Raw genomic sequence first — 20068 nt, 5'->3', positions numbered from 1 at the left:
ATCGGCACGGGATGACATCACGTCTCCCGGGCTTTTCTCCCGCCGTGTAGCCCTGTCCCTAGGGCCGGAAAACTCTCGGACCAGACGCCCTTCTCGCGAAAGACCGGAACCCTAGTTCGCCTGTGGTGCAACTCCAGTGTGTGCCTTGCAGCGTTCGCCCACCCGGTGGCTACCTTGCCGTGGGTGATGCATCCCGTTGCAGGGGACAGAGCAATTGAAATGCCAGCTTTTCTGAAACCCCAAAAACCGCCGGGGATTTCAATCGCTTAGCGGAAATCCCCGGTGCAGGGCGGATGCCAGCCGGGCCATGGCCGGCACCAAGTCGATGCGCCTTGCCTTCTATTGAGGCATCAGGCGGCGCGCAGGGCCGTGCGGCGCAGCGAGGCGGCCGCCGTGGCCACGAACAGCCCGGCGGCGAGCGCCAGTGCCACCGGCACGCCTTGCGGGCCGAGGTCCATCAGGCTGCCGCTGAGCAGCGGCCCGAGCAGGCTTCCGACGCCCCAGAGCATGCCGGCGGCGGCGTTGGCGGTGACCAGGTCGCGGCCACGGAAGCGCTGGCCGATCAGCACCAGCGCCAGGGTGTAGACGCCACCGGCCACCGCGCCCAGCAGCATCAGCGCCGGCCACAGCAGCGACGGCTGGCTGATCAGCCAGGGCAGGGCGAGGCCGATCAGCATCGCCGCGACACCGCAGGCGAGGTGCAGGGTGGGCCGGTCGAGGCGATCGGACAGCCAGCCCAGAGGCAGCTGGCAGATCATGTCGCCGAGCAGGATCACCGTCGCCATGAACGCAGCGATGCCCACCGCGTAGCCGTGGCTGGAGGCGTAAACGGGGAAAAGCGAGAGCACCACGCTGTCGAAGAAGGAGAAGAACAGCACGCCCATGCACAGCGCTGGCGCCACCCGCAGGAAACCGGCCAGGGAGAAGCTGCGCGGCTCCTCGACGTGTTCGTGAATGCCTTCCTCGGGCATGGCAAAGGCCACGGTGGCCAGGGCGATCAGGTGCCCTGCGCTGACCAGCAGCACCACCCAGGGCGTCTGCGCGCCGAGCAGCGCCACCAGTGTCGGGCCGAGCAACTGGAAGGCGGTGAAGCTGGTGGCATAGAGGGCCACGATGGTGCCGCGGTTCTTCTCGCCGCACAGTTCGTTGACCCAGGCTTCGCCGAGGATGATCGCGATGCCCATGCCGACGCCCAGCGCCAGGCGTGCCGCCGCCAGCAGCCAGAGGGAGTGGCTGCTGAATTCGATGGCTGCGGTGCTCACGGTACACAGCACGAAGCACAGCAGGTACAGGCGGCGCCGGCTCATCAGCTGGCAGGCGCGGTCCACCAGCGTGGCGGCGAGGATCATGCCGGCCGCCGGCACCGCCGAGAGGACGCCGATCTGCAGCGCGCTGGCGCCGTTGTCCAGCAGGCGCAGCGCTACCAGCGGTAGAGTCGCGCCCAGGCTCAGGCCGACGATGGAGACGGCGAACAGCAGCACCGCGAGAAGCGGTTTGTTGAGGGGGCTTGGGGTATTCATGGAGACCTTCTCTTGCCCCGGCGCTCAGGCCGTAGGGCGAACACATGCGAACGAGCCCGCCGGCGCTTACCGGAGGGCGGAATCGGAATGCGGAAATGCCGGCGCGAGCGCGCGGCGTCCGGCTCAGCAGCCGGCGGGAGGGGAGAAGGTGAAGGCGAACAGCACGCTGCGGCGACGGCGCAGCACCGTATCAATCTTGCGTACGCGCGGAGGCTCTCGCAGCAGGGCGAGGCTTGCGTCGGCGAAGCGGTAGAACGGGGTCATGGTGCAGGTATTACGGGGATGTCGGAAACCGCGCACTCTAGTGAGTGCGCGGCAGGGCGTCAATCTCGGCCAGCCGCGCGGTATCGCGGCAAGCGTCGGCACCGTAAGCCCTGCTTACGGATCGCCGGCATGACCGGCGCCAATCGAGCGCGCCGCAACTACCGGCCGAATGCCGGTTCCCCGGCCGGCACTTCCTGCGGGCGGCTCAGCACGTCCCGTCCCGGCAGGAACCGCCCGAACCCACGCTCCTTGCCCAGAGCCTCCGGGAAGCCGCTTTCGCGCCGATAAGCCACGCGCCCGTTGATCAGCGTGGCCTCCACCGCATCATCGTTGCGCTTCACCAGCCGCGTCAGGCCGATGATCTCCATGGGCGCTTCGCAGACCTCATCCAGCTCATCGGTCAGGCCGGCCGGGTTGACCACCACCAGATCGGCGCGGTCGCCGACGCGGATGTAGCCGGCGTCGATCCCGGCGAAGTCCGCCAGCTCACCGGTCAGGCGGTGGATGGCGCGGCCGGTGTCCATGAAGCTCTGCCCGGCCAGTTCGGCATCGCGCACGTACTTGAGCATGCGCAGCGGGAAGTTGTACTGCGCGTGGGAAGCCAGGTGCGCGCCGGAGTCGGCGAAGCCTGGCTGGGTCCAGGGGCTGGCCAGCAGCTTGCCCATGATTTCCGGGCGGTGGTTGCCGTAGCAGGTGGTCCACTTGAGCTCGTTGCGGTACTGGCCGGCCAGCTCGAAGAAGGCGTCCACCGGGTCCAGACCGCGCTCGCGGCCGATGTCCTCGAAGTTGCGCCCGACCATTGAGGCATCCGGACATTCGCGCACCCAGCAGTCGGACAGGTTGCGGTGCCACAGGCCGAGGCTGAGAGTGGCCTTGATGTCCTTCTTGAAGCGCTCGCGGAACGCCGGGTCCTGGATGCGCGTGTAGAGCTCTTCCGGGTCCTTGATGTCACGCAGCACCTCGCCGGCGCCGAACTCCTCGAAGCCGTTCATGTTCAGCCCCTCGATGCGCACCACGAAGGGCGCGGGCAGGGTCTGCCAGCGGTAGCGGCCGCGCAGCAGGCAGTTGGCGACCCAGCCGGAGGCGCGGGTGATGCGGTGCATGAAGGGCTGGGACTTGAGGTCCAGCGCGGTGAGCATCGAGCACTTGAGCGGGCGGCGGAACCAGCCGTGGGCCTGGTAGAGGAAAGCGAACACGTTGATCTTGGTGACCGCGTTGGGTGCGCCCTGCATCAGCGCGTTGCGCCGGCGTAACACCGCGAACAGACGGGAGAACTCCCTCCAGCTGGCAAAGGTGGAGGGTAGCGGGCTGGACCAGGCGCGGTCGCCGTCCATCTTGTCCAGCCGCGTGGTCATCACCGAGAGACCGAAGCAGCCGGCGTCCAGCGCCTGTTCCAGCAGTTCCTCCATGCGCGAAAGCTCCGCTTCGGTAGGCTTGGCGCCGCTGATGGCGCGCTCCAGGCCCATCACCGTGACGCGCAGCTCCGAGTGGCCGAGGAAGGAGCAGAGGTTGGGTCCCAGAGGCTGCTGGTCGTAGAAGGCGCGGTAGCCCCTGGCGTCTTTCCAGGTGCGCTTGTCACGCAGGATCGGCAGCACCTGCTCGCGTGGTACGGCTTCGACGCGGGTGAACAGGTCCGAACAGTCCTCGGCCTCGCCCAGCACCATGCTGATGGAGCAGGAACCGACCGACACGGTGGTCACGCCGTGACGCACCGACTCCTTCAGCGCAGGCGCGGCAATGGCTTCGGCATCGTAGTGCGAGTGGATTTCCAGGAAGCCGGGGGCGACCCACTTGCCGGCCGCATCGATGACCTGCTCGCAACCGTTTTCCTCCAGCGGGCTGACGCTCAGGGTGTCGATACGGCCGTCCTTGATGCCGACGTGGCGCAGGCTGCCGGGGGCATCGCTGCCGTCGAAGTACAGGCCGTTCTTGATGATGATGTCGTAGCTCACAGGAGGCTCCAGGGCGACAGCAGCAGGACGCCGCTGACCAGCAGCAGGCAGTGGATGGCGAGGCGGAAGTGGTGTTCCTCGAAGCGGTGGTGCAGGCGTTCGCCCAGCCATACGCCGAGCAGTAGCAGGGGCGCGTAGGCGAGAACCTGGGGCAGCGCCGGGCGCAGGCGGCCGTCGAGGAGGAAGGCAAGGGTCAGCAGGCCGTTGAGAGTGAACCAGACGCAGACCAGGGTGGCGCGCAGGCGGGTCTTGTCCAGCGGGCGGGTCGAGAGCGCGTAGACCAGCAGCGGCCCGCCGGAAGCGAACAGGCCATGGCAGACCCCGGCGGCGCCGGTGGCCAGGCGCACCACCCAGTTCGGCGTGCGTCCGCGCTCCGGGGCACTGGCGCGCAGCCGCCACAACTCACGGCCGGCGAACCAGAGGATCAGGACGCCAAGCCCGCGCTTGAGCGGTTGCGGGTCCAGGTGCGGCAGCAGCAGGTAGCCGATCAGCATGCCGATGAGCATCCCCGGCAGCACGGTGCGCAACAGCAGGCGGGTGTCGATCAGTCGGCGGTGGCGCCAGCACAGGTAGCCGGTCATGCCGATGTTCAGCGGCACCAGTATCGGCAGCAGCGTCTCGATGGGCATCAGCAGCGCGCCGAGGGACAGGGCAATCACCACGCTGCCGAAGCCGGTGATGGCTTCCAGGGTGTAGGCCAGCAGGATGAAACCGCCGAGGGCGAGGGCGGGCGCATTCATGACGCCGTCACCGCGGCGGCGCGGGGTTCGCGGCGCGCCCAGAGTTGCGCCAGCACCAGCCCGGAGAACAGCTGCCAGCAACCCCAGAACGCCGCGATCAGCAGCATGCCGCCGGCCTGCGGGAAGAAGGTGAGGATCAGCGCCATGCCCAGCGCCGAGTTGTGAATCCCGCTTTCCAGGGTCACCGCACGCACGTCGGCGTCCGGCAGCTTCCACAGTCGCGCGCAGGTGTAGCCCAGCAGCAGCGCCGTGCCGTTGAGCAGCAGGACCAGCCAGAAGAACAGGTGGAAGTAGCCCATGAACTGCTGGAAGTTCTTGGCGAAAGCCATGCCGACGAAGCCGAGCATCACCAGCAGCGACAACTGCCGCAGCGGCTTTTCCAGGCGCTGTGCGAGCTGCGGTTTGTGCCGGCCCAGGGCCATGCCCAGCAGCATCGGCAGGATCAGCACCAGCACTACGACGCCCACCAGTTCCAGCGGGTCGATGTGGATCTGCGTGAGGCGGTCGCGGGTCGCTGGGTTCAGCCCCGCGTAGAGGGCGAAGTTCAGCGGCGTGAAGATGCCCGCGCTCAGCCCCGATACGGCAGTGACGCTGGCCGACACCGCGACGTTGCCGCGGGCCATCCAGGTCATGATGTTGGAGAAGGTGCCGCTGGGGCAGGTGGCGACCAGGATCATCCCCAGCGCCAGTTCCGGGTCGATCGGCAGGGCGATGGTCAGCAGGCAGGTGGCGGCGGGCAGCAGCAGGAACTGCACGAGCATGCCGATCACCGGCGCCTTGGGCTGGCGCAGGATGCGGGCGAAGTCGTCGCGGCGCAGTTCCAGAGAAACGCCGAACATCATCAGCGCGATGATGGCATTCAGCGCGATCATCGAACCGCCGGAGAATTCGAGATGGACTTCAGGCATTGCCGTTCTCCCGCAGCAGGAGGGCAGAGAACGGCGAACGGGCAGTAGCCGGCGGCACGGGCGCGGCTCCGGTTTCAATCAGCATGCAAGGCGACTCTTGTTTGTATTTATCGTTGTAATTGGCAAGCATAGGGCAGCGTTACCGCCCGGTAACGGCTCAATCGGGACCTTCGCCGGTTAATTCGGGACCATGTCGCACACCATTACCGTCCATTACGCCCAGGGCATCCTGCAGGCCGCCCAGCGCCTGGGGCTGCCGGTGCCTGCCGATCTGCAGGCCGCCAGCCTCGAACCGCGCATCCCGTTGCAGCGCCAGGACGCCTTCTGGGAAGCCCTCTGCGCCGCCTCTGGCGACCCGCTGCTGGGCTTGCACCTGGGCAGCGCCCTGCAGGTCGGGCACCTGGACATGGTCGGCGCGCTGCTGATGAGCTGCGAGCATTACGGCGAGGCACTGGATGCCTTGCTCGAGTACTACCCGATCATTGCCGAGGGCAGCGAGTTCCAGAGTGAGCAGGAGGCTACGCAGGTGCGGCTGGTCTATCGCCCCAGCTACAGCGTACGCCGCGAGGAGCGGGTGGAGGCCGCATTGGCCAGCCTGGTCCACTTGACCCGCTGGATCACTGGCGACCGCGTCAGGCCGCAGCGCCTGACTTTGAGCCATGCCGCGCGGGGCGAGCCTTCACGTTACGTCGAGTTGCTGGAGTGCCCGGTGGACTTTTCCTGCACCGAGAACGCGCTGAGCTTCGCCGTGGCCGATCTCGACGTGCCGCTGATCCAGGCCAATGCCCTGATGCGCGAGCACCTGCGTGCGCTGGCCGATGCACAGCTGGAACGCCTGGGCGCGCAGAGCCTCGCCGCGCGCGTGCAGCAACTGCTGCGGCAGAACCCGCGCTGGGGCAAGGAGAAGGTGGCCGACCAACTGGAACTCAGCGGCCGTCATCTCAATCGCAAGCTGGCCGACGAGGGCACCAGCTTCAAGCTGCTGCGCGAGCAGGTGTTGCACGCCATGGCCGAGCAGCTGTTGCGCGAATCATCGAGGTTGGGCGATGTGGCCGAGCGCCTGGGCTTCTCAGACGAGAGCGCATTCGCCAAGGCCTTCCGTCGCTGGAGCGGGATGACGCCGGGGCAGTTCCGCCAGGGCAACTGAAGCGCTTACTGGCGGTTATGGTTCACCGCTGCCAGCGCCTGGGCGGCGGGCAGGTCCAGGCGCTGGGGAACGCTGCGCTGGTGCTCGATGACGCCAGTGCCCGGCAGCTTCGACACGAAGAACTGATCGACGCCGAAGAACAGCAGGATCAGGGCGATGACGCCGATCCAGCAGAGCACGTCGTAGTCCAGCGGCCAGCCACGGTGCTGGCGCTGCGAGCGGAAGGGAGGCTGGTTGTTCTTCATGGCGGTCACCGCGTTCGGATTGAGGGTCGGCGAACCCAGGGTCCGGCCTGGATTCGCTGACCATTGTCCGAACGGCGGTGATGCCGGTGATTCAGGGAGCTCTGTAGTACGAGTAGGAATTACCTCTACTTTCCTACGCGCAGGTCAGACGCCCGGCAGCGCCTTGTCCTTCGGCCACAGCAGCCACAGCTGGCCGTCCTGTTTCATGTGCCCGGCCAGCTCGCCGGCCGCGTCGCCAGTGCCCCAGAACAGGTCCGCGCGCACTTCGCCGACGATGGCGCCACCGGTGTCCTGGGCAGCTACCGGGCGCACGACTGGCGCGCCGTCCGGGCGAGTGGTGGAAAGCCACATCAGGCTGCCCAGCGGGATCACCTTGCGGTCGATGGCCACGCTGTAGCCGGGCGTCAGCGGAACGTTCAGCGAGCCGCGCGGGCCTTCGTTACTGTCCGGGCGCTGGCTGAAGAACACGTAGCTGGGATTGCTCGCCAGCAGCTCGTCGACACGCTGCGGGTGCGCGCGCGCCCAGTCGCGGATGCGCGCCATGCTGACCTCTTCCTTGCTCAGCTCCCCCTGTTCCACCAGCCAGCGGCCCACCGGCTTGTACGGCCGGCCATTCTGCTCGGCGTAACCCAGGCGCAGCTGGCGGCCGGAGGCGAGCTCCACGCGGCCGGAGCCCTGGATCTGCAGGAACTGCAGGTCCATCGGGTCGGGTAGCCAGGCGAGCACGGGAGCATTGACGCCATCGCGGCGGATGCCGGCGGCGTCGGCGTAGGGCACCAGGGTGTTGCCTTCGAGTTTGCCGCGCAGGCGCTTGCCCTTGAGTTCCGGGTAGACGCTGTCCAGCGCCACGGTGATCAGGTCCTTCGGTACGCCGTAGACCGGTACGGTGTGCTTGGCGTCGCGCTGCTGGCTGCCGCGGTAGACGGGCTCGTAGTAGCCGGTGATCAGGCCATTCTTGCTGCCTTCACCGGAACGAAGCTGGTAGGGCTGCAGGTGCGTCTGCATGAACTGGCGGATCGCCGGGGCGGAGGCCGGTACGCTGGCGGCGTCGGCGCAGGTCGCGGCCCAGATGTCATCCTTCTTCAGGCGCACCGCGCAGGCCGAGCGCCAAGCGCTGAAACCTTGCAGCACGTCGGTGTCGGCGGTCTGCGGCAGGTCCGACCAGTCGGCCTTGGAATAGGTGGGCGCCTGGGCTTCTTCGGGCTTTTTGCCGAACAGGCCGCAGCCGGAGAGCAGGGTGGCAAAACACAGGGTGGCGAGGAGAGGGCGGGTCCAGTGGCGGGAAGAATCGGTCACGGGCGAGTCCTGGCAGGCAAACGAAAGCCCGCTAGCTTGGGCAGACGCGGGGCGTGCGTCAAACGCATCGGTCGGATTTACATGCCTTGCAACGAATCCTCAGGCGGACCGGTAGAATGTCGGCATGAATCGACTGACGGGTGGTTAGAGCGTGGAGGCAAGGCAGGGTTTCGTCCTGACCCGACATTGGCGGGATACACCCGAAGGCACCGAGGTGGGTTTCTGGCTGGCCACCGATGACGGGCCCCGGCATGTGCTGCTGCCGCCGCAGACATCGGTAGCCTTCGTGCCGGCCGAACAGCGCGCCCGAGCCGAGAAGCTGCTGGCCGGCGAGCGCGGCGCCGAACTGCGCCCGTTGGGCTTGCGCGACTTCCAGCAACGCCCGGTGCTGGGCCTCTACTGCCAGCAGCATCGCCAGCTGATGAACCTGGAAAAGCGCCTGCGCGAGGCTGGCGTCGAGGTATTCGAGGCGGACATCCGCCCACCCGAGCGCTACCTGATGGAGCGCTTCATCACCGCCCCGGTCACCTTCAGCGGCGAGCCGGGCGAGGGCGGCAGCACCGTCGCCGCGCAACTGCGACCGGCGCCGGAGTACCGACCGAAGCTGAAACTGGCCTCGCTGGACATTGAAACCAACATCCGTGGCGACCTCTATTCCATCGCCTTGGAAGGCTGTGGTCAGCGCCAGGTGTACATGCTTGGCCCCGCCAATGGTGTCGATGGCGAGCGCGATTTCGAGCTGGAGTACTGCGACAGCCGCGCGCAGTTGCTGGAGCGCCTGAACCAGTGGCTGGCGGAGCACGACCCCGATGCAATCATCGGCTGGAACCTGGTGCAGTTCGACCTGCGCGTGCTGCAGGAACACGCCAAGCGCCTGGATATTCCCCTGCGCCTGGGGCGCGGTGGCGACGAGATGGGCTGGCGGCAGCACGCCTCTAGCAACCACTACTTCGCCGCGGCGGCGGGGCGGCTGATCATCGACGGCATCGAGGCGCTGCGCTCAGCGTTCTGGAGCTTCCCGTCGTTCAGCCTGGAGAGCGTCTCGCAGCAGTTGCTGGGCGAGGGCAAGTCCATCGACAACCCCTACGACCGCATGGCCGAGATCGACCGCCGCTTCGCCGAGGACAAGCCGGCCCTGGCGAAATACAACCTCAAGGACTGCGAACTGGTCACGCGCATCTTCGATAAGACCCGCATCCTCGACTTCCTGCTCGAACGCGCCAGCGTCACCGGGCTGCCGGCGGACCGCAGCGGCGGCTCAGTGGCGGCCTTCACTCACCTGTACCTGCCGCCGATGCACCGACTGGGCTACGTGGCGCCGAACCTCGGTGGCAAGGCACCGGAAGCCAGCCCCGGCGGCTTCGTCATGGATTCGCGCCCGGGGCTCTACGAGTCGGTGCTGGTGCTGGACTACAAGAGCCTGTACCCGTCGATCATCCGTACCTTCCTGATCGACCCTGTGGGGTTGGTGGAGGGCCTGAGCGACCCTTCGGACGAGGCGTCGATTCCCGGCTTCCGTGGCGGGCGTTTCTCGCGCACGCAGCACTGCCTGCCGGCCATTGTCGAGCGCGTCTGGCAGGGTCGCGACGCCGCCAAGCGCGACGGCAATGCGCCGCTGTCCCAGGCATTGAAAATCATCATGAACGCCTTCTACGGCGTGCTTGGCTCCAGCGGCTGCCGTTTCTTCGACCCGCGCCTGGCCTCGTCCATCACCCTGCGCGGCCACGAGATCATGCGGCGCACCCGCGAGCTGATCGAAGGGCAGGGGCACCGGGTGATCTATGGCGACACCGACTCCACCTTCGTCTGGCTGGGTCGCGCCCACGACGAGGAAGCCGCCGCCGAGATCGGCCACGCGCTGGTGAGCCACGTCAACCAGTGGTGGGGCGAACACCTGCGCGAAGAGTACGGGCTGGAGAGCGCACTGGAAATCCAGTTCGAACGGCACTTCCGGCGCTTCCTGATGCCGACCATCCGTGGCGCCGAAGAGGGTAGCAAGAAGCGCTACGCGGGCCTGGTGCGACGTGATGACGGCAGCGACGAGATGGTCTTCAAGGGCCTGGAAACCGTGCGTACCGATTGGTCACCACTGGCCCAGCAGTTCCAGCAGGAGCTGTACCTGCGTATCTTCCAGCGCCAGCCATACCGGGACTACGTCCGCGACTACGTGAACCGCACACTGGCCGGCGAACAGGACGATCTGTTGATCTTCCGCAAGCGCCTGCGCCGCCAGCTCGGCGATTACGAACGCAACGTGCCGCCGCACGTGCGCGCCGCGCGCATCGCCGACGACTACAACGAGCGCCAGGGCCGCCCGCGCCAGTACCAGCGCGGTGGCTGGATCAGCTACGTGATCACGGTCAACGGTCCGGAACCGCTGGAAACGCTCGCCTCGCCGATCGATTACGACCACTACGTCAGCCGGCAGCTGCAGCCCATCGCCGACGCCATCCTGCCCTTCGTGGACGATGACTTCAGTGCACTGGTCGACCGGCAGATGGGGTTGTTCTGAGGCCTGGCGCGCCGAAATGAAAAAGGCCGGCAATGGCCGGCCCTTTTTCATGGCATGGGGCGCATCAGTCGCCGCGGTATTCGCAACCGCTGGTGCAGGTCTCGTGCACGCGTACCTTGGACAGCTCCGGCAGCAGCGGCTTGAGCTGTTGCCAGATCCAGCGGCAGAGGTTCTCGCTGGTGGGGTTTTCCAGGCCGGGGATGTCGTTCAGGTAGTTGTGGTCGAGTTGGTCGTAGATCGGCTTGAAGATCTGTTTGATTTCGGCGAAATCGCGAATCCAGCCGGTATGCGGATCGACCTCGCCCTCGATGTAGATGGCGGCCCGGAAGGAGTGGCCATGCAGACGTCCGCACTGGTGCCCGGCGGGAACATGGGGCAGGCGGTGGGCGGACTCGAAGGTGAATTCCTTGAACAATTCCAAAGTAGCGTGCTCTGTGACGATCGCCGGCCCTGGAACGGGCCGGCCGGAAAATGGGCGCACAGTCTATCACTATCGTACCCACTGGACCGGCCGATCCGGCCAGCGGCTCACTTGATCGCCAGGCGTTTCGCCAGGCGATTGAGGTTGGCGCGGTCCAGCCCCATCTCGCGGGCCACGGCTGCCCAGTTGCCTTCGTGGCGCTCCAGGCTCTGGCTGATCATCCGGCGCTGGAGGGCGTCCACTGCCGGGCGAAGCTCGCCCGCCAGCTCCTCGCCGATGGCGTTGTCGCCTTTGCTCGCGCCGGCATCGGGCGCGCCTTTGTGCAGGGCGTTCAGAGTGAGGTCGTCGACACCCAGGCTGAGGATGCGCGAGCGCTGCGAGTGGTTCGCCAGGGCCTTGAGCGAGGCGCGGCCGATCAGGTGCTCCAGCTCGCGCACGTTGCCCGGCCAGGCGTAATCGACCAGCGCGGCCTGGGCTTCGCGGGTCAGGCGCAGGCTGCGCAGGCCCAGGCGCGGGCGGTTCTGTTCGAGGAAGTAGCCGGCCAGCAGCAACACGTCGTTGCCGCGCTCGCGCAGGGGCGGAACGCGTAGCGGATAGACGCTCAGACGGTGGTAGAGGTCGGCGCGGAAACGGCCGGCGCGGACCTCCTCGGCGAGGTCACGGTTGGTGGCGGCGATCAGGCGCACGTCCACATGATGCTCGCGGTCCGAGCCCAGGCGCTGCAACTGGCCGCTCTGCAACACGCGCAGCAGCTTGGCCTGGATCGTCAGCGGCAGCTCGCCCACTTCGTCGAGGAACAGGGTGCCGCCGTCGGCCAGTTCGAATTTGCCGCGACGCTCGCCCACTGCGCCGGAAAAGGCGCCCCGGACGTGGCCGAAGAGTTCGCTTTCCACCAGGGTTTCCGGCAGCGCCGCGCAGTTCAGGCTGATCAGCGGCTGGGTGCGGCGCAGCGAATTGGCATGGATCGATTGCGCGACCAGTTCCTTGCCGACGCCGGTTTCGCCGGTGATCAGCACGCTCAGGTCGCTGCCGGCCACCACCTGGATTTCATTCATCAGCGCCTGGTGCGACTTGCTCTGGCCGATCAGCTCCCTGGGCTGGTCGCCGGAGGCGCGCTGGTAGGCGTCGGCGCGCTGCTGCTCGTGCTCGGCGCGCTGGGCCAGGTCGGTCATGCGCTGGTTGGCCTTCACCGTGGCGGAGGCGAGGCTGGCGAAGGCTTCCAGGTTGTCCAGGTCGCCAGTGGAGAAGCGCTCGGGGTCCAGCGCGTCCAGGGTCAGCAGGCCCCAGGGCTGCTCGTCCACCAGCAGCGGACAGCCGAGACAGTCGTGGACTTCCAGGTGTCCGTGCAGGCCCTCCACCAGCCCGTCGTAGGGGTCCGGCAGGCCGCAGTCGGCGGCGAAATGGGTCGGGCCGGGGTGCTCGATGAGGGCGCGCAGGCGCGGATGCTCGCTGATCTTGAAGCGGCGACCAAGGGTGTCCTGGCTAAGGCCATCGACCGCCAGCGGTACCAGTTGATCGCCTTCCAGGCGCAGCAGGGCGGTGGCATCGCACGGCAGCAGACCGCGCAGGGCTTCCAGCAGGCGGCGATAGCGTTCGCTTTCCGGCAGCTCGCGGGACAGGTCGGCTACCAGCGGAAGGAGGGTGGCCAGAAGAGGGTTGCGAGTCATATTGACCTCTTTGGAGTCGTTTTGACCTGGTATTTGCGTGGTCATTATGACTCATTTCCAGGCGAAAGTCCCGGAAACAGAGGCCTGCGGGATTGGCACGCTTCCTGAAATACCTCAGGCAGAAAGCTCAGGCGCCCCCCCACTCATTGCCTGGCCAACCCGAGGAGATCCACATGCTGTCCAACGAACACCGTACCCTGGTCAAGGCCACCGTCCCGCTGCTGGAGACCGGCGGAGAGACCCTGACCCAGCACTTCTACAAGATGATGCTCAGCGAGTACCCGGAAGTTCGTCCGCTGTTCAACCAGGCGCACCAGGCTTCCGGCGACCAGCCCCGTGCGCTGGCAAACGGCGTGCTGATGTACGCCCGCCACATCGATGAGCTGGAGCAGCTCGGCCCGCTGGTGGCGAAGATCGTCAACAAGCACGTTGCCCTGCAGATCCAGCCGGAACATTACCCGATCGTTGGCAGCTGCCTGCTGCGGGCGATCCGCGAAGTACTGGGCGAGGAGATCGCCACCCAGGCAGTGATCGACGCCTGGGCCGCCGCCTACGGCCAGCTGGCCGACATCCTGATCGGCGCCGAAGAGTCGGTGTACCAGCAGAACGCCGAGCAACATGGCGGCTGGCGTGGCGCGCGGCGCTTCCGCATTGCCCGCAAGGAAGCCGAGAGCGAGGAAATCACCTCCTTCTACTTCCAGGCGCTGGATGGCGAGCCGCTGCTGGACTTCCAGCCCGGCCAGTACATCGGCCTTTCCCTGGAGATCGATGGCGAGGAAGTGCGTCGCACCTACTCGCTGTCCGACGCGCCCAACGGCCGTGAGTACCGCATCAGCGTGAAGCGTGAACCCGAAGGCAAGGCGTCCAACTACCTGCACGATCGCCTGAACGTGGGCGACGAGCTGGACCTGTTCCCGCCGGCGGGCGATTTCGTCCTGCGCGGTGGAGACAAGCCGCTGGCCCTGATCACCGCCGGCGTGGGCATCACCCCGGCGCTGGCGATGCTCAAGCCGGCGCTGGAATCCGGTCGTGAAGTGCACTTCATCCACTGCGCCCGCCACGGTGGCGTGCATGCGTTCCGCGAATGGGTCGAGGCGCAATCCGACGCGCATCCGCAGCTCAAGCATTACTTCTGCTACAGCGAGCCGCGCGCGCAGGATGCGTCCCACGTCGAAGGCTTCCTCAGCCGCGAGCTGCTGGCGGACTGGCTGCCGGAAGACCGCAACCTGGACGCCTACTTCCTCGGTCCCAAGCCGTTCATGGCTCAGGTGAAGCGTCACCTGCGTGATATCGGCGTGCCCGAGCAACAGTCCCACTACGAGTTCTTCGGCCCGGCCAGCGCGCTGGAGGCCTGAACCTGAGCGCCGGCCCGATGGCGGGCCGGCGCATCCCGAGGAGGTGTGTGATGGAAAGTCTGTTCGCCTGCCCGCAACGCAATCTGTCGATGTCCTGGTCACTGCTGACCGGCGGGCTCGTATTACTGCTGTTGGGAATCGTGGGAGCCTATTTCGTCGATGGCCATCTGAACCTGCAAAGCATTGTCGCAGCGCATGCCTTCACCATCCTCGGCCCGACACTATTGAAGCTGGGCTATGTGCTGCGGCTGGTAGCCCAACATCAGATGCGCAAGGAAGGCTGGGAGGCTTGCTGTGTTACTGGTTGATCGAAAAACGCTGTTGACCATACCGCCCCTGTGGCGCCTGGGTTTCCGCCCGTTCTTCCTCGGTGGCGCGGTGTTCGCGCTGATCGCCATCGCGGCCTGGGCGGCGGTGCTGCTCGGTGTGCTGCCGACCTGGCAACCGCTGGGCGGCTGGCTGGCCTGGCACCGTCATGAAATGCTCTTCGGCTTCGCGGCGGCGATCATCGCCGGCTTCCTGCTGACCGCGGTGCAGACCTGGACCGGCCGCCCCGGCGTCAGTGGCAAACCGCTGATGGTGTTGTCGCTGGTCTGGCTCGCGGCGCGGGTGGGCTGGCTCGTGGGTGCGCCGCTGTGGCTGGTCACCGTGCTCGAGCTGGCGTTCATGCCGGCGCTGGCCTTCTTCATTGGCCGCAGCCTGTGGCAGGTCCGGCAGAAGCGTAACTACCCGATCATCGCGGTGCTGAGCCTGCTGACACTCGCCGACGCGCTGGTGATGGCCGGCGTCTGGACCGGCAACGATGCCTGGCAGCGCGGTGGCGCACTGGGTGCGCTATGGCTGGTGGCGGCGCTGATGGGCCTGATCGGCGGCCGCGTGATTCCCTTCTTCACCCAGCGCGGGCTGGGCCGCACCGCCCAGGTGCCGGCCTGGAGCTGGCTGGACAATTCGCTGCTGGGCGGCACCCTGCTGGTGGCGGTGCTGAGCGCAGTCGGTATCGGCCTGACGCCGCACCCGCTGGTAGGCCTGCTGTTCGCCGCGTTGGCGGTGGGGCACCTGGTTCGCCTGTGGCGCTGGTACGACAAGGGCTACTGGGGCGTGCCGCTGCTCTGGTCTCTGCACCTGGCCTATCTGTGGATGCTGCTGGCCCCGGCAGGTATGGCGCTGTGGAACTTCTCGCCGAGCTTCAACGTGAGCCTGGCAATTCACGCGCTCACCGTGGGTGGCGTTGGCGGGCTGATCCTGGCGATGGTCGCGCGGGTGAGCCTTGGCCACACCGGTCGCCCGCTGCAACCGCCGAAGGTGATGTCCTGGGCCTTCGCGCTGCTCAACCTGGGTGTCGTCGCGCGGGTGCTGCTGGTGATGTGGTGGCCGCTGGAGGGCCTGAGCATCGCGGCAGCGTGCTGGGTGGTGGCGTTCCTGATGTTCGCCTGGCACTACGGTCCGATGTTCTGGAAGCCGCGGCTGGATGGGCAGCCGGGCTGATCGGAGTGTTGTGGTAACGCCGTCTTAGGCGGCGGTTCGCGGGCTTGGCCCGCTCCTACAGAATCGCCCACCTGTAGGAGCGGGCAATGCCCGCGACCTTGTCGGTGCGCCGCACCATCGCGGATGAGCTCAGTTTCCTTGCGGTGCCTGACGCAGCCGCTTGAGCTCGTCATTCAGCCAGGCGCTGGAGTCCTGCTTGCCCGCCGGGCAATCCGCCTGATAGCGCTGGCCGCTCATGCTGCTCTTGGTCGCGGCGCGCTCGATGAAGTCTTCCGCGTTGCTCACCATGCCCTTGTTTTCCAGGTAGTCCAACTTCTTCTGCAGGTGCGCGCGCGCCTCGGCGGCCGGGTACTCGCTGCCGTTACGGATGAACTGGCAGCCGCTGTGCTCGACGAAGTCCAGCAATTGGGTGATTTCCTGCTGCGCCTTGGCATCGGCTGCGGCCTGCGCGCCCATGCTGATGAGCAGGAGAGCGCCCAGAAGCGAGCGAAGCTTTCGAGAGTGCGGCATGGCGATTCCTTGCTGTAGGCGTGAAGCCGCTGATTATGTCAGCGGCTGCAGCCGTTCGCCGAGGCGCCCGCTGTCTACCAGTTCAAGGAACTCGTCACCCATCCGCCGGCTTTCATCCATTGCCTTGCGCCAGTAGCGCTCGCGGCCCGCGTCGTCGCCCAGGTAGCGGTGGAAGTCCTTGCGGTCCGGCAGCTTGTTGTGCGGCAGGAGTGCCAGGTATTCCTTCGACGGCGCCAGCAGCAGCACGTCCTGCAGGCGGCCGGCGTCGCCACGGCGCCAGGGCAGGCCCTTGTCGAACCAGCCTGGGATGACCTTGTCGGTGAAGTGCGGGTAGAGCACCACGCCCTCGGGCTGGTAGGGCAGGTCCAGGTGGTAGTCCAGCAGCCCGCCGTCGCGGTAGGTGCCGGGGCCGGCGCCGGGGATGTCGCGCACGCCTTCCATGACCATGGGAATGGAGCCGGAGGCGAGCAGGGCATGGCGCAGGTTGGCCAGGTCCAGGTGCAGGTAGCGCGAGGGGAAGTCCGACAGCGCCTCCAGCGGCGGTGCGCGGCGGGCGTCGTGGATGATCAGACGCTCGAAGTGCCGGTGCAGGTGGCGGCGCCCGACGAGGTTGTCGCGGATCACCGCGCCCAGGCCCAGGCCGAGGTTGGCCTTGCCGTCCTGCGCGAGGCGACCGTGGCTCTTCACCACTACCACGTTGAGACGGTACCAGGGGTTGTCCAGCACGCTGGCGTCGTGGCCATCGAGCAGATCGTCGAGCATCTTCGCGCAGCTTTTCGAGACGTCGCTGACGCTCGCGTTGCGGGCGAAACGTTGCTGGGTGTAGAGCTCGCCGAGGCGGCGGATGCCCGCGGCCGGGTCGGGCAGGCAGGCGCTGGCGAAGCGCCAGGAACCGATGGAGGCGCCGATCAGCGAGCGCTCGCGCGGCGCGCGCGGCAGCCATTCACCGAACAGGGCGAGGTCCAGGCCCTGAATGCCCAGCGCCTTCGGGCCACCGGCGGCGCCGGGGAGGATGCCTACATCGGCGGGGGCCAGCCCCTGTTCGCGGATGCGCTGGAGCGCGCGGCTTCCGGCCTTGAGGGTGAGGGCGGGGGTCTTGATCTGGATGGCGGTCATGCGGGCCTCGCTTTGGCAGGCCGCGATTATAGAGCCTGTACGCACGGAGCAAGGATACTTCACCAGGTGAATGTTCCTTGCCGATTCAGCTTGAGTTAAGTCCTTCGCCTTAGTCTGGAAGTAAGAAGATTCTGACGAGGTACGCTCATGAAATGGCTGCTGATCCTGACCGCGCTCTCCGCCCTGCTGCTGGGCGCAGGCGTTGCCACGGCACACGACATCGGCCCGGACGAGGCACTGCGCCTGCGCGATGCCGGCACCATCCGCAACTTCGAGGAGCTCAACCGCACCGCGCTGGCCAAGCATGCCGGCGGTTCGGTGTACGATAGCGAGCTCGAGCTGGAACATGGCCGCTATCTCTACAAGGTCGACCTCAAGGACGCCCAGGGCGTGAAGTGGGATGTCGAGCTGGATGCGGTTACCGGCGAAGTCCTCACCGATCACCAGGATGACTGATGAAGACCGTTCTGCCGCGCGTGGCGCTGCTTGGCCTGGCGCTTGCCGCCATTGCTGGCGTCGCGCAGGCCCATGACCTGAGCCAGGACGAAGCCCTGCGCCTGAGCAAGGAAGGGGTGATCCGCCCCTTCGAGGCAATCCTCCCCGCCGCGCTGAGCCGCTACCCCGGCTCGCGCTTGCTCGAAGCCGAGCTGGAGAAGGAGCACGACACCTACATCTACGAGGTGGAACTGCTGACCACCGAAGGCGTGGTGCGCGAACTGGAACTGGATGCCCGCGACGGCCGCATCCTCAAGGATAAGGAAGACGACTGATGCGCCTGCTGCTGGTGGAAGACCACGTACCCCTGGCCGATGAGCTGCTGGCGACCCTGACCCGCCAGGGCTACGCGGTGGACTGGCTGGCCGACGGCCGCGACGCCGCCGTACAGGGAGCCAGCGAACCGTACGACTTGGTGATCCTCGACCTCGGCCTGCCGGGCCGTCCCGGCTTGGAAGTGCTGCAGGAATGGCGCGGCATGGGGCTTTCGATACCGGTGCTGATCCTCACCGCACGCGGCTCCTGGGCTGAGCGCATCGATGGCCTGAAGGCCGGTGCGGACGACTACCTGACCAAGCCGTTCCATCCCGAGGAGCTGCTGCTGCGTATCCAGGCGCTGTTGCGCCGTGCCCGTGGGTTGGCCAACCAGAGCCAGCTGGAAGTCGCCGGCCTGAGCCTCGACGAGTCGCGCCAGTGCGTGCAGCAGGGTGGCAAGGAGGTCGACCTGACGTCCGCCGAGTTCCGTCTGTTGCGCTATTTCATGCTGCACCCCGGCCAGCTGCTGTCGAAATCGCACCTGGCCGAGCACCTGTACGACGGCGAGACCGAGCGCGATTCCAACGTCATCGAGGTGCATATCAACCACCTGCGCCGCAAGCTCGGCCGCGAGATCATCGAAACCCGCCGTGGCCAGGGCTACCGCTTCACCGGCAACGGAGTCGGCCGTTGATGTCGATCCAGCGCCGGCTCGGACTCGGGCTTGGCGTGGTACTGGTGGTGGTCGGCCTGGCGTTGGCCCAGGCGGGGCTCTGGCTGTTCGACCAGGGCTTGCGCCGTTACCTGGTGAACGGCCTGCAGGACGAGGCGGAAAGCCTGCTGGTGGGCATCACCCGTGGCCCGGCCGGGCTGCAGCTGGACGGCCAGCGGGTCGACGCCACCTATGAGCGGCTGTTCTCCGGGCGCTATTTCGTGATCCGCTTCGATGACCAGACCTGGCGTTCACGCTCGTTGTGGGACAACGAGCTGAAGCTGCCGTCGCACAAGGGCCTGGCCAGCAAGCTGGAAAAAGGCCCGGAGGGTCAGCGCCTGCTGGTCTTCCGCGGTGACTACAAGCGTTACGGCAAGAAGCTCAACATTGTCGTCGCGCAGGATTACACACCCGTCCTCAAGAGCTTCAACCGCCTGCGCAATATCGGCCTGGGGGCCGGCGCGCTGGCGCTGCTGCTGATCCTGGTGTTCCAGAACTTCGCGGTGCGCCGCGCGCTGCGCCCGCTGGAGCGCGTGCGCCAGCAGATCGCGCAGTTGCAGGAGGGTCAGCGCAGCCAGCTGGACCGCCAGGTGCCGCGCGAGCTGGAGCCGCTGGTGGAGCAGACCAACCATCTGTTGCAGCACACCGAGGACACCTTGCGCCGCTCGCGCAATGCGCTGGGCAATCTCGGTCATGCGCTGAAGACGCCGCTGGCCGTACTGATCAGCCTGGCCGACCGCGAGGAGCTGCGCGAGCACCCCGAGCTACGGCGCGTGCTGCAGGAACAGCTGGAGCAGATCGAGCAGCGTCTGGCCCGCGAGCTTGGACGTGCGCGGCTGGTGGGTGAAGCATTGCCCGGCGCCCACTTCGACTGCGATGCGGAGCTGCCGAGCCTGTGCGACATGCTCAAGCTCATCCATGGCGACCACCTCGCCATCGACTGGCAGGCGCCGCCCGCGACGCGCCTGCCGTACGACCGGGAGGACCTGCTGGAGATGCTCGGCAACCTGTTGGATAACGCCTGCAAATGGGCCGATGCCCAGGTGCGCCTGACGGTTGAGAAGGGCGCCGATGCCTACCGGTTGAGCGTGGATGACGATGGCCCCGGCATTGCCGAGGACCAGCGTGACAGCGTGCTGGAGCGTGGCACGCGGCTGGATGAGCAGGTGGCTGGGCACGGCCTGGGCCTGGGCATCGCACGGGATATCGCGGCGGCCTGTGGCGGTGGCCTGTCGCTGGAAAGCAGCGAGCTGGGCGGGTTGCGGGTGGTGGTGGAGCTGCCGCGCCGCACGGCCTGATCTGGCGCCGGCCTTGCCGGCGACCGATCCTGCTGCGGCTCAGACGCGGAACTGATCCATCAACCCCTGCTGGTGGTTCGCCAGCTTGTTCAGTGACTGGCTGACCTGCGCCGATTCCTGCGCCTGGCTGGACAGCGATTCGGTGACGTCGCGGATGCCGGCCACATTGC

At 67.0% G+C, this 20068-nt stretch carries 21 protein-coding genes and 1 riboswitch; of the genes, 9 read left to right on the top strand and 12 right to left on the bottom strand.

What is annotated here, in order from left to right; translation table 11 throughout:
- Nucleotides 1-21: 21 nt before the first annotated feature.
- A riboswitch (guanidine-I (ykkC/yxkD leader) is annotated at nucleotides 22-126 on the bottom strand.
- Nucleotides 127-350: 224 nt separating this feature from the next.
- The 5 genes from IB256_RS30100 to IB256_RS30080 form a co-directional block, all read right to left on the bottom strand.
- Nucleotides 351-1520, bottom strand: a complete 1170-nt coding sequence (locus tag IB256_RS30100; RefSeq protein WP_138214309.1) for an MFS transporter — start codon at nucleotides 1518-1520, stop codon at nucleotides 351-353.
- 123 nt (nucleotides 1521-1643) lie between these two features.
- Nucleotides 1644-1784: a hypothetical protein gene (locus IB256_RS30095; protein ID WP_192296334.1), complete on the bottom strand. Its 141-nt coding sequence runs from the start codon at nucleotides 1782-1784 to the stop codon at nucleotides 1644-1646.
- Nucleotides 1785-1942: 158 nt separating this feature from the next.
- Nucleotides 1943-3736 (bottom strand): N-acyl-D-amino-acid deacylase family protein, encoded by a 1794-nt coding sequence (locus IB256_RS30090; protein WP_192296335.1) that lies wholly within the window; start codon nucleotides 3734-3736, stop codon nucleotides 1943-1945.
- Complete coding sequence (locus tag IB256_RS30085; RefSeq protein WP_081520512.1) at nucleotides 3733-4476, bottom strand: sulfite exporter TauE/SafE family protein; 744 nt, start codon at nucleotides 4474-4476, stop codon at nucleotides 3733-3735. The genes IB256_RS30090 and IB256_RS30085 overlap by 4 nt, the downstream gene beginning before the upstream one ends.
- The gene (locus tag IB256_RS30080; RefSeq protein WP_081520511.1) at nucleotides 4473-5384 is read right to left on the bottom strand and encodes a bile acid:sodium symporter family protein; all 912 of its coding nucleotides are present in this window, start codon (nucleotides 5382-5384) and stop codon (nucleotides 4473-4475) included. The genes IB256_RS30085 and IB256_RS30080 overlap by 4 nt, the downstream gene beginning before the upstream one ends.
- Before the next feature lie 190 nt (nucleotides 5385-5574).
- Between IB256_RS30080 and IB256_RS30075 the strand changes: the two genes are divergently transcribed.
- Nucleotides 5575-6531, top strand: a complete 957-nt coding sequence (locus IB256_RS30075) for an AraC family transcriptional regulator (RefSeq protein WP_192296336.1) — start codon at nucleotides 5575-5577, stop codon at nucleotides 6529-6531.
- A gap of 5 nt (nucleotides 6532-6536) precedes the next feature.
- On the opposite strand, the gene IB256_RS30070 is transcribed toward IB256_RS30075, so the two are convergent.
- Nucleotides 6537-6776: a hypothetical protein gene (locus IB256_RS30070; RefSeq protein WP_192404968.1), complete on the bottom strand. Its 240-nt coding sequence runs from the start codon at nucleotides 6774-6776 to the stop codon at nucleotides 6537-6539.
- Between the two features lie 144 nt (nucleotides 6777-6920).
- On the bottom strand, nucleotides 6921-8072 hold the full coding sequence (locus IB256_RS30065) for a murein transglycosylase A (RefSeq protein WP_192404967.1): 1152 nt from the start codon (nucleotides 8070-8072) through the stop codon (nucleotides 6921-6923).
- A 151-nt stretch (nucleotides 8073-8223) separates the two neighbouring features.
- Between IB256_RS30065 and IB256_RS30060 the strand changes: the two genes are divergently transcribed.
- Entirely contained in the window at nucleotides 8224-10584 is a 2361-nt protein-coding gene (locus IB256_RS30060) for a DNA polymerase II (RefSeq protein ID WP_192404966.1), read from the top strand.
- Nucleotides 10585-10648: 64 nt separating this feature from the next.
- Here IB256_RS30060 and queD read toward each other — a convergent pair whose 3' ends face one another.
- Nucleotides 10649-11005 (bottom strand): 6-carboxytetrahydropterin synthase QueD, encoded by a 357-nt coding sequence (gene queD, locus IB256_RS30055; protein WP_017516521.1) that lies wholly within the window; start codon nucleotides 11003-11005, stop codon nucleotides 10649-10651.
- Between the two features lie 107 nt (nucleotides 11006-11112).
- On the bottom strand, nucleotides 11113-12672 hold the full coding sequence (gene norR / locus IB256_RS30050) for a nitric oxide reductase transcriptional regulator NorR (RefSeq protein ID WP_192296340.1): 1560 nt from the start codon (nucleotides 12670-12672) through the stop codon (nucleotides 11113-11115).
- 173 nt (nucleotides 12673-12845) lie between these two features.
- On the opposite strand from norR, the gene hmpA reads away from it, so the two are divergent.
- The 3 genes from hmpA to IB256_RS30035 are packed head-to-tail and all read left to right on the top strand — an operon-like array spanning nucleotide 12846 to nucleotide 15512.
- Nucleotides 12846-14027 carry an NO-inducible flavohemoprotein gene (gene hmpA, locus IB256_RS30045; RefSeq protein WP_192296341.1) on the top strand — a complete coding sequence of 394 codons (1182 nt, stop codon included), beginning with the start codon at nucleotides 12846-12848 and terminating at the stop codon, nucleotides 14025-14027.
- A 50-nt stretch (nucleotides 14028-14077) separates the two neighbouring features.
- Complete coding sequence (locus IB256_RS30040; protein ID WP_081520504.1) at nucleotides 14078-14335, top strand: transmembrane sensor/regulator PpyR; 258 nt, start codon at nucleotides 14078-14080, stop codon at nucleotides 14333-14335.
- A complete protein-coding gene (locus IB256_RS30035; RefSeq protein ID WP_192404965.1) occupies nucleotides 14322-15512 on the top strand; it encodes an NnrS family protein in 1191 nt (396 codons plus the stop codon). Before IB256_RS30040 ends, IB256_RS30035 begins: the two co-directional genes overlap by 14 nt.
- A gap of 129 nt (nucleotides 15513-15641) precedes the next feature.
- Here the strand turns inward: IB256_RS30035 and IB256_RS30030 are convergent, their stop codons facing one another.
- Nucleotides 15642-16022: a DUF5329 domain-containing protein gene (locus IB256_RS30030; RefSeq protein ID WP_192404964.1), complete on the bottom strand. Its 381-nt coding sequence runs from the start codon at nucleotides 16020-16022 to the stop codon at nucleotides 15642-15644.
- A gap of 33 nt (nucleotides 16023-16055) precedes the next feature.
- Nucleotides 16056-17138: a patatin-like phospholipase family protein gene (locus IB256_RS30025; RefSeq protein WP_192296344.1), complete on the bottom strand. Its 1083-nt coding sequence runs from the start codon at nucleotides 17136-17138 to the stop codon at nucleotides 16056-16058.
- 147 nt (nucleotides 17139-17285) lie between these two features.
- Between IB256_RS30025 and IB256_RS30020 the strand changes: the two genes are divergently transcribed.
- From IB256_RS30020 to IB256_RS30005, 4 genes are read left to right on the top strand one after another with little or no spacing between them, the layout of a single operon-like run.
- On the top strand, nucleotides 17286-17594 hold the full coding sequence (locus tag IB256_RS30020; RefSeq protein WP_138214296.1) for a PepSY domain-containing protein: 309 nt from the start codon (nucleotides 17286-17288) through the stop codon (nucleotides 17592-17594).
- Nucleotides 17594-17908: a PepSY domain-containing protein gene (locus IB256_RS30015; protein ID WP_192296345.1), complete on the top strand. Its 315-nt coding sequence runs from the start codon at nucleotides 17594-17596 to the stop codon at nucleotides 17906-17908. Before IB256_RS30020 ends, IB256_RS30015 begins: the two co-directional genes overlap by 1 nt.
- Nucleotides 17908-18582 (top strand): response regulator transcription factor, encoded by a 675-nt coding sequence (locus IB256_RS30010; protein ID WP_081520498.1) that lies wholly within the window; start codon nucleotides 17908-17910, stop codon nucleotides 18580-18582. The genes IB256_RS30015 and IB256_RS30010 overlap by 1 nt, the downstream gene beginning before the upstream one ends.
- Nucleotides 18579-19898: a sensor histidine kinase gene (locus IB256_RS30005; RefSeq protein WP_192296346.1), complete on the top strand. Its 1320-nt coding sequence runs from the start codon at nucleotides 18579-18581 to the stop codon at nucleotides 19896-19898. Before IB256_RS30010 ends, IB256_RS30005 begins: the two co-directional genes overlap by 4 nt.
- Nucleotides 19899-19937: 39 nt before the next feature.
- Here IB256_RS30005 and IB256_RS30735 read toward each other — a convergent pair.
- Nucleotides 19938-20068 (bottom strand): hypothetical protein (locus IB256_RS30735; protein WP_225602034.1); only part of this gene is annotated, 131 nt, incomplete at its 5' end.

Origin of the sequence: Pseudomonas sp. PDM17, from assembly GCF_014851985.1 — a bacterium.
Classification (GTDB): Bacteria; Pseudomonadota; Gammaproteobacteria; order Pseudomonadales; family Pseudomonadaceae; genus Pseudomonas.
Note: the sequence above shows the minus strand (reverse complement) of the source record. Positions and strands in the feature narration are given on the sequence as shown.